The following is a 13802-nucleotide window of genomic DNA, read 5'->3' as shown; positions in this document are numbered from 1 at the left end:
AGGCAACTTACGTTGCCTTTTTACTTTTACCTATCCCCCTAAATACGCGCTCCGCACCGCTTCGTTCGCCAGCAGCGCGTCACCGGTGTCTTCCAGCACCACGCGACCGTTCTCCAGCACGTAGCCACGGTCAGCGAGCTTCAGCGCCTGGTTGGCGTTCTGCTCGACGAGGAAGATGGTCATCCCCTCTTTACGCAGCTGTTCGATGGTGTCGAAGATCTGCTGGATGATGATCGGTGCCAGACCGAGCGACGGTTCGTCCAGCAGCAGCAGGCGCGGCTGGCTCATCAGCGCGCGGCCGATCGCCAGCATCTGCTGTTCACCGCCGGACATGGTGCCCGCACGCTGGATGCGGCGCTCCCACAGACGCGGGAAGAGTTCGTACACCCACTTGATGCGGGTCTGATATTCATCGCGGTGGGCGAAGAAACCGCCCATCGCCAGGTTCTCTTCCACCGTCATACGAGAGAACACGCGACGTCCTTCCGGCACAATCGCCACCGCCTCACGCATGATTCTGGCGGTCTGCCAGTCGGTAATGTCTTTGCCATCGAACACAATCCGCCCGCTGGTGGCGCGCGGGTCGCCGCACAGGGTGCCGAGCAGCGTGGTTTTACCCGCGCCGTTGGCCCCGATCAGGGTCACGATTTCCCCCTGGTTGATATGCAGGCTGACGTCGTGCAGCGCCTGGATCTTACCGTAGTGCGCATTGACCTTATCGAACGTTAACATCGCTTTTTCCATCTTATGCCTCACCAAGGTATGCGCGGATCACGTCCGGGTTGTTGCGGATCTCTTCCGGCGTGCCGTTTGCCAGCGGCGTGCCCTGGTTGACCACGTAGATACGGTCAGAAATGCCCATCACCAGCTTCATGTCATGCTCAATCAGCAGAATGGTGGTGTCGTGATGATCGCGCAGTTCGGCAATCAGCTCGTCCAGCTCTTTGGTCTCTTTCGGGTTAAGCCCTGCTGCCGGTTCGTCGAGCATCAGGATTTCCGGCTGGGTCACCATGCAGCGCACAATTTCAAGGCGGCGCTGGTCGCCGTAGGCGAGGTTGCTCGCCTGACGGTTGGCGTGCTGCAGCAGGCCAATTCGGTCGAGCCAGGTGGCGGCGCGGTCGAGCGCTTCATCCTGCGCGCGGCGGAACGCCGGGGTTTTCAGCAGGCCGGAGAACAGCCCGGTTTTCAGCTGCTGATGCTGTGCTACCAGCAGGTTCTCAATCACCGTCATTTCGCGGAACAGACGTACGTGCTGGAAGGTACGCACCACGCCCATGCGGGCAATCTGCTGACCCGGTAAACCTTCGAGATGCTGGTCGCGCAGCATGATGGTGCCGCCCGTCGGCTTATAGAAACCGGTCAGGCAGTTAAAGACCGTGGTTTTCCCCGCGCCGTTCGGGCCAATCAGGGAGACGATCTCTTTCTTGTGCAGATCCAGATTCACGTTATTGACCGCCAGCAGGCCGCCAAAACGCATCATCAGACCGTTAACGGATAATAAAGGCTTCATGCCTGCTCTCCTTTCGCTTGCCCGTTCTTCAGCTTCAGCTGTGGACGGGTCATCGGCAGCAGGCCCTGCGGACGCCAGATCATCATCAGCACCATCAAACCACCCAGCATCAGCATGCTGTATTCGTTAAAGTCACGCATCAGCTCGCGCGAGACCACCAGCAGAATGGCCGCCAGAATAACGGCAAACTGCGAGCCCATCCCACCGAGCACCACAATCGCCAGCACAAAGGCGGATTCGGCAAAGGTGAACGATTCCGGGCTGACGAAGCCCTGACGTGCGGCAAACAGCGTCCCGGCAAAACCGGCAAACGCGGCGCTGATGGTAAACGCGGTCAGCTTGATGCGGGTCGGGTTCAGGCCCAGAGAACGGCAGGCGATCTCATCTTCGCGCAGCGCTTCCCACGCACGGCCCAGCGGCATACGCAGCAGGCGGTTAATCACGAACAGGGTAATCACCACCAGCAGCAGCGCCACCAGATAGAGCCAGATAACGCGGTCGGACGGATCATATTTCACGCCAAAGAAGTTGCTGAAGGTGTCCCAGCCGCCTTCACGGGCGGTACGGCTGAACTCCAGACCGAAGAAGGTCGGTTTCGGGATCTGGCTGATACCGTTCGGGCCACCGGTCACTTCGGTGTTGTTGAGCAGCAGGATACGGACGATTTCACCGAAGCCTAAGGTCACAATCGCCAGGTAGTCACCACGCAGGCGCAGCACCGGGAAGCCAAGCAGGAAACCGGCGGCGGCAGAGACCAGCCCCGCCAGCGGCAGACAGGTCCAGAAGCCGAGGCCGTAATAGTGGTTCAGCAGCGCAAACGTGTAGGCACCGATGGCGTAGAAGCCGCCGTAGCCCAGCACCAGCAGGCCGGAAAGCCCCACCACCACGTTCAGACCCAGACCGAGTATCACGTAGATCATGGTCAGGGTGGCGATATCCACCGTGCCGCGGGAGACCACGAACGGCCACGCCACCGCGGCCACCAGCAGCGCCACGAGGAACAGCTTCTGCTTAACGGTCGAACCGTCAATTGCCGGCAGAACAAACTTCGGCCCGGAGACGCCTTTCAGCGTCTTCTGAAACAGCGGACGCAGCAGCTGGAACAGGAAGACGACCGCCGTGCCGATAAATACCCACTGCCAGCGAATGTCGGCAGCGGTGTCGACCACCAGCTTAGTGCCGTTCAGCTCTAACTGAACGCCCATAAAGACGCCCGCCAGCACGAAGAACATGGCGGCAGAGAGCAGCGCCATTGCAAAATGCATCGGTTTCATACTTTCTCTACCTCCGGACGGCCCAGAATACCGGTAGGCATCACCAGCAGAACCAGAATCAGCAGGGCAAACGACACCACATCTTTATACTCAGTGCTCAGATACGCCGAGGAGAGCGCTTCCGCCACGCCCAGGATCAGGCCGCCAATCATTGCCCCCGGAATACTGCCGATACCGCCCAGCACCGCCGCGGTAAAGGCTTTCATCCCGGCCATAAAGCCGATGTACGGGTTAATCACGCCGTAGAACTGGCCGAGCAGAACCCCGGCAACAGCCGCCATCGCGGCACCGATCACAAAGGTCAGGGCAATGACGCGGTCGGTGTTGATCCCCAGCAGGCTCGCCATCTTCAGGTCTTCCGCGCAGGCGCGGCAGGCGCGTCCCATGCGCGAGTAACGGATGAACAGCGTCAGGGCGAGCATCGCAATAAAGGTCACCACCCAGATAACCAGCTGCATGGTGGTGATAGAGGCAGAGAAGTTTTCGCTGGCCCCCACAACCCACTGGCCGTTAAACAGGCTTGGCAACGCCACGTCGCGCGAGCCTTCGGTCAGGCTGACGTAGTTTTGCAGGAAGATGGACATCCCAATCGCGGAGATGAGCGCAATCAGGCGCTTGGAGCTGCGCACCGGCCGGTAGGCCACGCGTTCGATGCTCCAGCCGTAGGCGCTGGCAATCACAATCGCGCCGACAAACCCGGCGGCGACCAGCAGCCAGCTGCTGTCGATGCCCATCATCATCAGCGCGGCGATGATCATAAAGGAGACATAGCTACCGATCATGTACACCTCGCCGTGGGCGAAGTTGATCATGCCGATAATGCCGTAAACCATCGTATAGCCGATGGCAATCAGCGCGTAGGTGCTTCCCAGCGTGACGCCGTTAAACATCTGCTGCAGGAAATAGAGAAACTGCTCGGACATATGCAAACCTTTTTATACCCGCCCGGCGGTCCGGGCGGTGGGATAATTATTTGGCGACCGAGGACGAACCGTCGGCGTGCCACTTAAAGACACCAAACTCAAATCCCTTCAGATCGCCTTTCTCATCCCAGTTCAGCGGCCCAATCACGGTGTTCGCCCCGTGCGCTTTTAAATCTTTCACCAGATCCAGCGGTTCTTTGCTGCCGGTACGATCCAGCGCCGTCGCCAGAGACTGTACGGCGGCGTAAGTGATCCAGACGTACGGCCCGCTCGGATCTTTTTTCTGCGCCTTGAGCGCATCAACGATAGCCTTGTTGGCCGGATCCTGGTCATAGCGTTTTGGCATCGTCACCAGCATGCCTTCGGCGGCATCACCCGCAATGTTAGACAGGGAGGCGTTACCCACGCCTTCCGGCCCCATAAACTGGGTTTTCAACCCTACCGAACGCGCCTGACGCAGCATTTGTCCCATTTCCGGGTAGTAGCCACCGTAGTAAACGAAGTCGATATTCTCTTTTTGCAGACGGGCAATCAGCGCGGAGAAGTCTTTCTCACCAGCGGTAATACCGTCGAAGAAGACGATGTTTGCGCCGCCTTTTTTCAGGCCGTCCTGAACGGAACGCGCCAGGCCTTCGCCATACTGTTGTTTGTCATGAATAATGGCGATGCGCTGTGGCTTGACGTTTTCGAGGATAAATTTGGCGGCAGTCGGCCCCTGAGAGGAGTCCAGACCGGCGGTACGCATAATGTGCTGATAGCCGCGCTGGGTCAGCTCCGGGTTGGTCGCACCGGGGGTGATCATCAGAATGCCTTCATCTTCGTAGATATCAGACGCCGGCTGGGTGGAGGATGAGCACAGATGGCCGATCACGTACTGGATGCCATCGTTGACGATTTTGTTAGCGACCGCGACGGCCTGTTTCGGATCGCAGGCGTCGTCATATTCCACGCCTACCAGCTTGTCGCCTTTGATGCCGCCTTTGGCGTTGATGTCTTTGATGGCCTGGCGCGCACCGTTGAACTCCATGTCACCCCACTGAGCAACAGGACCGGACATCGCCCCCACCACCGCAACTTTAATGTCCTCCGCCATAGCGGCATGCGAGATCGACAGTGCGACCATCCCCGCGAGTATCGTCTTCGCGTTCCTTTTCATCTCTGAATCCCCATTCGTGATGTCGTGTTTATATTTTGTTTTATTATGGTTAAAAAGCATTCTGTACTTTTAATGAACAACGCTATTTTTACCAGTGCCTTTAATGGTTTAGCGCAGTTTTTTGTCAAAAACCAGACTAAAATCTCTATTTTTCAGGCGATTAAGCAAAGATAATATTCTGAAATCAGGCAGAGATAAACAACTAAAAGTGCAGTTTGCAGCATAAAATAACGGTACAAAGCGCCGAATAAATCACTACCATTCAGGTTAAAATTCTGCTTATTTTTCGATCCATGTGTTTTCAATCTGCCCATTGCGTTGTCAAAAAACTAATCACCTGGCGAATGAGAATAAAAAGAGGAAGCCGCTGAGCGAATAAATTGAGTACACTGCCCCTACTCAATTTGATTTGGACAAGTGGCTAATGAAACTGACTATCGTGCGTCTGGTGACCTTTAGCGACCAGGATCATATCGACCTGGGCAAGATCTGGCCGGAATATTCCCCTTCGTCGCTACGCGTCGATGAGACCCACCGCATTTATGCCGCGCGCTTCAACGAGCGCCTGCTGGCTGCGGTTCGCGTGACGCTAAGCGGGACAGAAGGGGCGCTGGACTCATTGCGCGTACGTGACGTTACCCGTCGTCGCGGTGTAGGACAGTACTTAATTGAAGAAGTGATTCGCACAAACCCGAACGTGACTTCATGGTGGATGGCCGACGTGGGGGTAGAAGACCGCGGTGTGATGGCGGCGTTTATGCAGGCGTTAGGGTTTACGGCGCAGGAGAGCGGGTGGGAGAAGCGCCAGAGTTGATATGTGCGGCCTGATGCCCTCACCCCGGCCCTCTCCCACGGGGAGAGGGAGAAAACATTAAAAAAGGCAACTTACGTTGCCTTTTTGCTTTTATTTGGCGTCCGTCGCCGTGCCGTTAGCATGCCAGTCAAACACGCCGAACTCGAAGCCCTTCAGATCGCCCTTCGCGTCCCAGGAGAGAGGCCCCATAACGGTCTCGACGGTGTTCGCTTTCAGCCAGGTGGCAATTTCAGCTGGATCGGCTGACTGGTTCAGGCCCGCCTGCAGAGACTGCAGCGCCGCGTAGGTGGTCCAGACGAACGCGCCGCTTGGATCCTGTTTCTTCGCCTTGATGGCATCAACGATAGGTTTGTTCGCAGGGACCTGGTCGTAGTTCTTCGGCTTGGTCACCAGCAGGCCTTCCGCAGACTCACCCGCGATGTTAGACAGGGAAACGTTCGCCACCCCTTCTGGTCCCATAAACTGGGTTTTCAGACCGGCCGCGCGTGCCTGACGCAGGATCTGGCCCATTTCCGGGTGGTAGCCACCGTAGTAAACGAAGTCGATATTCTCTTTCTTCAGACGCGCAACCAGCGTGGAGAAGTCTTTCTCGCCCGCAGTGATCCCGTCGAAGAAGACGACGTTCGCATTGCCTTTCTTCAGACCATCCTGCACCGCACGCGCCAGACCTTCACCGTACTGCTGTTTATCGTGAACAATGGCGATGCGCTGCGGCTTCACTTTTTCAAGAATGTATTTTGCCGCGGTTGGGCCCTGGTCAGAATCCAGACCGGTGGTACGCAGGGTCAGCTTGTAGCCGCGTGCGGTCAGCTCCGGTGCGGTCGCCGCCGGGGTGATCATCAGAATACCTTCGTCTTCGTAGATGTCAGACGCAGGCTGCGTAGAGGAAGAACACAGGTGGCCGATGACGTATTTGATTCCGTCGTTTACCACTTTGTTCGCGACCGCGACCGCTTGTTTCGGGTCACAGGCATCATCATATTTTACGATCTGCAGTTTTTCGCCCTTGATACCGCCCTTAGCGTTAATGTCTGCAACCGCCTGTTCTGCGCCAGTAAATTCCTGGTCGCCGTACTGCGCTACCGGACCGGACATCGCGCCTACCACAGCCACTTTGATGTCTGCCTGTGCCATGGTGCTGAATGCCAACGCGATACATCCTGCCAGTAACGCTTTACCCTTCATGTTCATCCTGAGATTCCCCATTATTATGGTTATTACGATTGTTGTGATGTTGTTGTGCAGCGCTTTATTTCAGTTATAGGTGTGCTGTTCGCGCTTTTTCAGCATACTCTGCTAAAACATACCCCATTTTTATGATTTTGGAATAGCAAATTTGAAATGAATATATGATAAGCCCGGCAGGGCGTTTTGCCGGGCAAGTGGCTTTAACGTGTCAGCGAGGCGGAGAGAATGTCCAGCGCTTTACGGAACTGCACCTCGGGGATCGTCAGCGGATAGAGGAAGCGAATGACGTTGCCGTACACGCCGCAGCTCAGAAGCAGCAGACCTTCCTGCAATGCACGTTCCTGAACCTGGCGGGTAAATTCCGGCGAAGGGTGACCCGTTTGCGGGTCGTTAAACTCCACCGCCACCATCGAGCCCTGCGCGCGAATATCCGCGATATATGGGCAGTGTTCCTTCGCTTTGTTCAGCACCTCCACCAGGTGATGGCCAAGATGTGCCGAGCGGGTGCAGAGGTCTTCTTCATCAATCACGTCCAGCACGGCATGCGCCGCGGCAATCGCCAGCGGGTTCCCCGCGTAGGTGCCGCCCAGCCCGCCAGGCGCAGGCGCATCCATCACCTCAGCACGACCCGAGACCGCCGAGAGCGGCATCCCGCCCGCCAGGCTTTTCGCCATGGTGATCAGATCCGGCTTCACACAGTGGTGCTCCATCGAGAACAGCTTGCCGGTGCGGGCGAAACCGCTTTGCACCTCGTCGGCAATCAGCAAAATACCGTGGGTATCGCACAGGGCGCGCAGGGCCTGCATAAAATCAGCCGGGGCGATGTTGAAACCGCCCTCCCCCTGAACCGGTTCGAGAATAATCGCCGCAACCTGATCCGGGGCGATATCCGCTTTAAAGATGCGCTCCAGGCTCTTTAGCGCCTCCGCGGTGCTGACGCCATGCAGTTCATTCGGATACTGTGCGTGATAAACCGAGCCGGGGAAAGGGCCAAAGCCGAGCTTGTAGGGCGCGACTTTGCCGGTCAGCGCCATGGTCATAAAGGTACGGCCGTGGAACGCGCCGCCGAAGGTGATAAGGCCAGGACGTTTGGTAAAGGCGCGGGCAATTTTTACGGCGTTTTCCACCGCTTCTGCGCCCGTCGAGAAGAACGCCGTTTTCGCCGGGCCGTCAATGGGCACGCGTGCGTTGATACGCTCGGCAAGCGACACATAGCCTTCATACGGCACAATCTGGTAAGCCGTATGGGTAAAGGCGTGGAGTTGTTTTTCGATGGCGGCAATGACCTTTGGATGGCGATGGCCGGTATTCAGCACCGCGATCCCCGCAGCAAAGTCGATGTACTCGTTGCCCTCGATGTCCCACACCGTGGCGTTCTCCGCTTTATCGGCATAGAAGTTACACATCACGCCGATGCCGCGCGGCGTCGCCTGTAAACGCCGGTCGTTGAGTTCGTTATTTTTCACCCTGTCCCCCTGAGAAAGTCGCCTGCTTAGCGCATCAGTAAGTGTTTGCCAGGGGGCGGAAATTCGCCAGAGCGGGCGCTAAAAAAACAAAACCCCCGGACTTGGCATCCAGGGGTTCTCGTCATACTTCGCGGAAATTACGCTTCGATAGCGGCGCGAAGTTTTTTCATGGCGTTCTTTTCAAGCTGACGCACACGTTCAGCGGAGACGCCGTAGCGGTCGGCCAGCTCCTGCAGCGTGGACTTGTTGTCTTCGTCCAGCCAGCGGGCGCGGATAATATCCTGGCTACGCTCGTCCAGGCCTTCCATCGCATAGCTCAGCTTGTTCGCGGCCTGATCTTCCCAGTTATCCTCTTCGATGCCGTCAGCAAAGTTAGAGGTCTTATCCTGCAGATACAGAACCGGCGCCATTGGCTGGCTGTCGGAAGCATCGTCGTCAGAGGACATATCAAAAGTCATGTCCTGCGCGGCCATACGGGATTCCATCTCACGCACGTCTTTACTGGATACGCCCAGCTCGCGCGCCACCATTTCGACTTCATCCTGATTGAACCAGCCCAGACGCTGCTTGGTTTTACGCAGGTTAAAGAACAGTTTGCGTTGCGCTTTTGTTGTGGCGACTTTCACGATACGCCAGTTGCGCAGCACGTATTCGTGAATCTCTGCTTTGATCCAGTGCACAGCGAAGGAGACCAGTCGCACACCCACTTCCGGGTTAAAGCGACGCACAGCCTTCATCAGACCGATGTTACCTTCCTGAATCAAGTCCGCCTGCGGCAGGCCATAGCCCGCGTAATTACGAGCAATGTGAACAACAAAGCGCAGGTGAGACAGGATCAGCTTTTTCGCTGCTTCCAGATCGCCCTGGTAATGCAGCTTTTCAGCAAGCTCCTTTTCTTCCTCGGCCGTTAACATCGGCCAGGTGTTCGCAGCCCGGATATACGATTCCAGGTTACCAACAGGGGCTAAAGCTAAAGTTTGCATTTCTTTGGTCATTCATTCCTCTCAATGTTTCTTCTGGTCCTGGTTGTCCCCGTCAGGCAACAACCATGCCAAAGCGTTTGAGCAACGAGATTAGCATTCACTCTTTTATCAGACAGTGATTTTATCCACAAGTTCCAGGTGCAACGGTGAATAAATTACGCACAAAATGTGACATGGAGATGATAACAGGGGAAGTGACAACAGGGACGCTTTCCCTGCAGAGCGAACATCTCGGTGCAGGGAAAGATTATATCACGCTTTTCTTAGTCGGGAGTAAAGTGGCGTAAATGTTGAACGGTTGCCAGCCAGGCGGCCACCCACCCGATCATCGAGCACACCAGCAGCAGCAGCAGGCACTCATCGAACCCTAAGCCACTGATATCAAACTTCGTTCCGAAAACCTGCGCCACTTCAGTCACGGCAGATGAAAGCCGCATCACCAAAATTTCTGACAATATCAGTGAAAGAAATGCGCCGGAAAACCCGAGCAGCGCGCCGCCGTAAAGGAACGGTCGAAGGATAAAGCCATCCGTTGCCCCAATCAGCTTTTGCACGTTGATGGTATCGCGACGGGCGAAGATGCTCAGGCGCACGCTGTTGCCGATGACCAGGAAGACCGCCGCCACCATCAGCACGCCAATCATCGCCGCCACACGCCCGACCAGCCCGGTCAGGGCAGAAAGACGCGCAAACCAGCTGTCATCCATGCGCACTTCGTCAATGCCTTTAATGCGGGTAATGCGATCGCGCAGGGTGTTAAGGGAATCGGTACCCTGGAAATCCAGCTTCGGGATCACCACCGCCACGGCAGGCAGCGGGTTCTCTTCAAGCATATCCAGCGCACCGCCAAAGCCTGACCAGTTGCGGAACTCGCCCAGCGCGTCTTCACGCGAGAGATAATTAACCTTCTCCACACCCTGCTCGGCCTGAATTTGCCCGACCACCTGCGCCGCCGCGTTATCGTCGAGCGCTTTATCCAGATAGACCGTGATCTGCGGAGAAGGATAATACTGTGAAGCCGCCTGGTTAACGTTCTTATAAACCATATAGCAGACGCTTGGCAGCGTGAGGGAGATGGCAATCACCATCACCGTCAGGAACGTCGCCAGCGGTTTGCTTTTCAGGTCCTGCAGCGCGCCGTGGAAGGCGTAGCGCACCTGCTCGTTGAATACGTTAGTTTTGCGGGAAGCCGGCTTAGGCGCGGCCTTCTGGCGCTTCGGCGCATTACGATTACCGTCACCCCCGCTCTGCGGCTTGCGGAAACGGTCTAACCGGTTGCCAAACTGCCGAATCTGGTTCATTGCATCACGCTTATTCACCGTGGCCTCCGTGCAAATGACCGTCGCTCAGGGTTAGCATGCGGTACGAACGACGGGAAATGAGCCCGATATCGTGCGTCGCCATCAATACGGTGACCCCCACGCGGTTAAATTCCTCAAACAGACGCAAAATCCCTTCGGACAGGGCATCGTCCAGGTTACCGGTCGGTTCATCCGCCAGCAGTACCGCAGGCTTATTCACCACCGCACGGGCAATGCCCACACGCTGCTGTTCACCGCCGGAGAGCTGGATCGGGAAGTTCTTCGCTTTGTCCAGCAGCCCAACCTTATCCAGCGCCGCAGAGACGCGACGGCGGATATCGTCATAGCTGGCACCGGCAATAATCAGCGGAATGGCCACGTTATCGAAAACGGTGCGATCCATCAGCAGGTGGTGGTCCTGGAAAATCATGCCGATCTGCCGACGCAGGAACGGCACTTCGCGGTTTTTCAGGCGGCTGATCTCATGGCCGCCGAAAAAGATTTTCCCGGCGCTTGGCCGCTCGATCCCACAGATAAGCTTGAGCAGGGTACTTTTCCCCGCGCCGGAATGGCCGGTCAGGAATGCCATCTCGCCCGGCTGCAGGTGAAATGTCACCCCCTGCAGCGCTTGTCTCCCACCGAGATAGGCCTTGCTGACGTGTTCAAAGCGAATCATTGTTAGTCCTCTCGGGCAAATAATGCCTCAATAAAGTCGTCCGCTTTAAACGGACGTAAATCCTCAATACGCTCGCCCACACCGATGTAGCGGATAGGAATGCCGAACTGGTCAGCCACGGAGAAGATCACCCCGCCTTTCGCGGTGCCGTCCAGTTTGGTCAGCGTGATCCCCGTCAGTCCTACCGCTTCATGGAACAGCTTCGCCTGGCTGATGGCGTTCTGTCCGGTGCTGGCATCAATGGTCAGCATAATTTCATGCGGTGCGTCTTCGTCCAGCTTCTTCATCACGCGGACGATTTTCTTCAACTCTTCCATCAGGTGCGATTTGTTCTGCAAACGGCCTGCAGTATCGGCAATCAGCACGTCCACGTTGCGCGCCTTCGCCGCCTGAATGGCGTCGAAGATCACGGATGCGGAGTCCGCGCCGGTATGCTGAGCAATCACCGGAATGTTATTGCGCTGGCCCCAGACCTGAAGCTGCTCAACCGCTGCCGCACGGAAGGTATCACCCGCCGCCAGCATCACCGATTTGCCCTGCTGCTCGAACTGACGCGCCAGCTTGCCGATGGTGGTGGTTTTGCCCACGCCGTTCACGCCGACCATCAGAATAACAAATGGCGTTTTGCCTTCAATATTAAGCGGTTCGTCAACTTTTGCGAGAATTTCACCCATCTCGTCTTTCAGCAGGCCGTACAGCGCCTCGGCGTCACGCAATTGCTTGCGGCTCGCCCCTTCGGTCAGATTGGTGATGATCTTACGGGTGGTTTCTACCCCCACGTCCGCGATCAGCAACTGTTCTTCCAGCTCTTCAAACAGATCGTCGTCGATCTTTTTGCCGCGGAACAGACTGATAAATCCGGAACCTAAGTTTTCTTTGGTCTTCAGCAGGCTGCGTTTCAGGCGAGCGAAGAAACCTTCTTTGGTCGGTTTTTCCTGCTCCTGGACAATCTCTTCGGTCTGCTCTGGCTCTTCCACCGGCACGACGATAACCGCTTCTTCAGCGGCCTCTGCCGCCAGCGCCTGGGCTTCCAGCTCTTCGTCGGTCAGCTCAGGTTCGTTTTCGGCCTCTTCTTCCACCGCTTCAACAATTTCAACGGTTTCCGCTTCGGCCTGCCACTCTTCGGCAGAAACGGCTTCGGCTTTCACCTCTTCCGGCAGCGGTAACTCATCATGTTCGATAACGGCCTGTGGCGCGTCGGGGATCTCATCAACCACAACCGGTTCTGGCTTCTCGCTCTCCTGAACCTCTTCAGTGACCGCAACCACCTCTTCAGCGAAAGATTCGATCTCTTCTTTGCTGTGCGCCGTTTCTTCCGCCTCGACAACCGCGGCGGTTTCTACAGGCGTTTCAGGCTGCGATTGCTCTTCAACGGCATGTTGCTCTTCGGTTTTCTGTTCTGTTTCTTGCTCTTTTTCACCGAAGCCCAGCCAGGAAAAGAAGCCACGTTTTTTTTGTTTTGCCATCTGCGACTACACTCCTCGCGGCGCTATATACATGGAAGCTAAAAAAATGATGAAATAGTCTAACACTTTACTTAATTGACATCACCGCCCGCAATCGCAGGCCAATTGTTAACAGAGCTTTCCTGAAATGAAGAAACCCAACCGCGCCCCGGCCGGTCAAATTCGTATTATCGGTGGTCAGTGGCGAGGCCGGAAATTACCGGTGCCGGACAGCCCCGGTTTACGCCCCACCACCGACCGCGTGCGCGAAACGCTGTTTAACTGGCTGGCCCCGTCAATGGTCGACGCCCACTGTCTCGACTGCTTCGCTGGCAGCGGCGCACTCGGGCTGGAAGCGCTGTCGCGCTATGCCGCCAGCGCCACGCTGCTGGAGATGGAGCGCGGCGTTGCGCAGACCTTGCAGCAGAATCTGGCGACGCTGAAAGCGAGCAACGCCAGGGTTGTGAACACCAACACCCTGAGTTTTCTGGCACAGAAGGGCACGCCGCATAACGTGGTGTTTGTCGACCCGCCGTTCCGTAAGGGTCTGCTGGAAGAGACGTTATCCCTGCTGGAGCAAAACGGCTGGCTGGCGGATGACGCATTAATTTACGTGGAAAGCGAAGTGGAAAACGGTTTACCCCCGGTTCCCGCCCACTGGGAACTGCACCGTGAGAAAGTGGCCGGTCAGGTCGCTTATCGTCTGTATCACCGTCAGGCACAAGGAGGATCCGATGCCGGTACTGATTAATCTGGGACGTTTGTTGATGCTGGGCGTCTGGGCGTTTTTGCTTCTCAACCTGGTGCACCCGTTCCCGCGCCCGATGAATATTTTTGTTAACGTCGCGCTGATTTTCACCTCGTTCATGCACGCCCTGCAGATGGTGATGCTGAAAAATGGCCTGCCGAAAGATGGCCCACAGATGACCGGCTGGCAGCAGCTGCGCGTCTTTATTTTCGGCGTGTTTGAACTGCTGGTGTGGATGAAGAAGTTTAAGGCGCAGGTGAAGAAATAACACCCTCACCCTAACCCTCTCCCAGAGGGAGAGGGGACGATTACACCCTC

At 56.5% G+C, this 13802-nt stretch carries 14 protein-coding genes; 3 read left to right on the top strand and 11 right to left on the bottom strand.

The features are described 5' to 3' along the window. Positions 1–30: 30 nt before the first annotated feature. Genes livF through livK form a run of 5 tightly spaced genes read right to left on the bottom strand, consistent with a single transcriptional unit; the run spans position 31 to position 4863 of the window. Positions 31–744: a high-affinity branched-chain amino acid ABC transporter ATP-binding protein LivF gene (gene livF / locus EKN83_RS19535; protein ID WP_008500102.1), complete on the bottom strand. Its 714-nt coding sequence runs from the start codon at positions 742–744 to the stop codon at positions 31–33. A gap of 1 nt (position 745) precedes the next feature. Then, positions 746–1510: a high-affinity branched-chain amino acid ABC transporter ATP-binding protein LivG gene (gene livG / locus EKN83_RS19530; RefSeq protein ID WP_025757808.1), complete on the bottom strand. Its 765-nt coding sequence runs from the start codon at positions 1508–1510 to the stop codon at positions 746–748. Then, a complete protein-coding gene (gene livM, locus EKN83_RS19525; RefSeq protein ID WP_013099130.1) occupies positions 1507–2784 on the bottom strand; it encodes a branched chain amino acid ABC transporter permease LivM in 1278 nt (425 codons plus the stop codon). The genes livG and livM overlap by 4 nt, the downstream gene beginning before the upstream one ends. Then, complete coding sequence (gene livH / locus EKN83_RS19520; RefSeq protein ID WP_025757805.1) at positions 2781–3707, bottom strand: high-affinity branched-chain amino acid ABC transporter permease LivH; 927 nt, start codon at positions 3705–3707, stop codon at positions 2781–2783. The genes livM and livH overlap by 4 nt, the downstream gene beginning before the upstream one ends. A 46-nt stretch (positions 3708–3753) precedes the next feature. Next, positions 3754–4863, bottom strand: coding sequence for a high-affinity branched-chain amino acid ABC transporter substrate-binding protein LivK (livK, locus tag EKN83_RS19515; protein WP_025757804.1), 1110 nt, complete (start codon positions 4861–4863; stop codon positions 3754–3756). A gap of 424 nt (positions 4864–5287) precedes the next feature. On the opposite strand from livK, the gene panM reads away from it, so the two are divergent. After that, positions 5288–5677, top strand: coding sequence for an aspartate 1-decarboxylase autocleavage activator PanM (panM, locus tag EKN83_RS19505; protein ID WP_025758967.1), 390 nt, complete (start codon positions 5288–5290; stop codon positions 5675–5677). A gap of 90 nt (positions 5678–5767) precedes the next feature. Here the strand turns inward: panM and livJ are convergent, their stop codons facing one another. From livJ to ftsY, 6 genes are all read right to left on the bottom strand, one after another. Further along, positions 5768–6868, bottom strand: coding sequence for a branched chain amino acid ABC transporter substrate-binding protein LivJ (gene livJ / locus EKN83_RS19500; RefSeq protein ID WP_072201786.1), 1101 nt, complete (start codon positions 6866–6868; stop codon positions 5768–5770). A 197-nt stretch (positions 6869–7065) separates the two neighbouring features. Further along, positions 7066–8331 (bottom strand): 4-aminobutyrate--2-oxoglutarate transaminase, encoded by a 1266-nt coding sequence (locus tag EKN83_RS19495; protein WP_126801522.1) that lies wholly within the window; start codon positions 8329–8331, stop codon positions 7066–7068. Between the two features lie 137 nt (positions 8332–8468). Then, entirely contained in the window at positions 8469–9326 is an 858-nt protein-coding gene (gene rpoH / locus EKN83_RS19490) for an RNA polymerase sigma factor RpoH (RefSeq protein WP_008500093.1), read from the bottom strand. A gap of 251 nt (positions 9327–9577) precedes the next feature. After that, positions 9578–10633 carry a permease-like cell division protein FtsX gene (ftsX, locus tag EKN83_RS19485; protein WP_025758972.1) on the bottom strand — a complete coding sequence of 352 codons (1056 nt, stop codon included), beginning with the start codon at positions 10631–10633 and terminating at the stop codon, positions 9578–9580. Further along, on the bottom strand, positions 10626–11291 hold the full coding sequence (gene ftsE / locus EKN83_RS19480) for a cell division ATP-binding protein FtsE (protein ID WP_025758973.1): 666 nt from the start codon (positions 11289–11291) through the stop codon (positions 10626–10628). Before ftsE ends, ftsX begins: the two co-directional genes overlap by 8 nt. Before the next feature lie 2 nt (positions 11292–11293). Further along, entirely contained in the window at positions 11294–12757 is a 1464-nt protein-coding gene (ftsY, locus tag EKN83_RS19475; protein ID WP_126801521.1) for a signal recognition particle-docking protein FtsY, read from the bottom strand. A gap of 127 nt (positions 12758–12884) precedes the next feature. Between ftsY and rsmD the strand changes: the two genes are divergently transcribed. Beyond that, on the top strand, positions 12885–13487 hold the full coding sequence (gene rsmD / locus EKN83_RS19470) for a 16S rRNA (guanine(966)-N(2))-methyltransferase (RefSeq protein ID WP_025758975.1): 603 nt from the start codon (positions 12885–12887) through the stop codon (positions 13485–13487). Next, entirely contained in the window at positions 13471–13752 is a 282-nt protein-coding gene (locus EKN83_RS19465) for a DUF1145 family protein (RefSeq protein WP_008500088.1), read from the top strand. The genes rsmD and EKN83_RS19465 overlap by 17 nt, the downstream gene beginning before the upstream one ends. Positions 13753–13802 lie beyond the last annotated feature (50 nt).

Source organism: Enterobacter sp. WCHEn090032 (assembly GCF_003986875.1).
Classification (GTDB): domain Bacteria; phylum Pseudomonadota; class Gammaproteobacteria; order Enterobacterales; family Enterobacteriaceae; genus Enterobacter; species Enterobacter sichuanensis.
This window is presented reverse-complemented; position numbering and strand designations above follow the sequence as displayed.

What these genes read in the sequence shown, in the direction of transcription:
- EKN83_RS19465 (WP_008500088.1), top strand. Translation starts at nt 13,471, where the DNA reads ATGCCGGTACTGATTAATCTGGGACGTTTGTTGATGCTGGGCGTCTGG.
- livM (WP_013099130.1), bottom strand. Translation starts at nt 2,784, where the DNA reads ATGAAACCGATGCATTTTGCAATGGCGCTGCTCTCTGCCGCCATGTTC.
- livK (WP_025757804.1), bottom strand. Translation starts at nt 4,863, where the DNA reads ATGAAAAGGAACGCGAAGACGATACTCGCGGGGATGGTCGCACTGTCG.
- rsmD (WP_025758975.1), top strand. Translation starts at nt 12,885, where the DNA reads ATGAAGAAACCCAACCGCGCCCCGGCCGGTCAAATTCGTATTATCGGT.
- livJ (WP_072201786.1), bottom strand. Translation starts at nt 6,868, where the DNA reads ATGAACATGAAGGGTAAAGCGTTACTGGCAGGATGTATCGCGTTGGCA.
- panM (WP_025758967.1), top strand. Translation starts at nt 5,288, where the DNA reads ATGAAACTGACTATCGTGCGTCTGGTGACCTTTAGCGACCAGGATCAT.
- livH (WP_025757805.1), bottom strand. Translation starts at nt 3,707, where the DNA reads ATGTCCGAGCAGTTTCTCTATTTCCTGCAGCAGATGTTTAACGGCGTC.
- livF (WP_008500102.1), bottom strand. Translation starts at nt 744, where the DNA reads ATGGAAAAAGCGATGTTAACGTTCGATAAGGTCAATGCGCACTACGGT.
- ftsY (WP_126801521.1), bottom strand. Translation starts at nt 12,757, where the DNA reads ATGGCAAAACAAAAAAAACGTGGCTTCTTTTCCTGGCTGGGCTTCGGT.
- livG (WP_025757808.1), bottom strand. Translation starts at nt 1,510, where the DNA reads ATGAAGCCTTTATTATCCGTTAACGGTCTGATGATGCGTTTTGGCGGC.
- ftsE (WP_025758973.1), bottom strand. Translation starts at nt 11,291, where the DNA reads ATGATTCGCTTTGAACACGTCAGCAAGGCCTATCTCGGTGGGAGACAA.
- rpoH (WP_008500093.1), bottom strand. Translation starts at nt 9,326, where the DNA reads ATGACCAAAGAAATGCAAACTTTAGCTTTAGCCCCTGTTGGTAACCTG.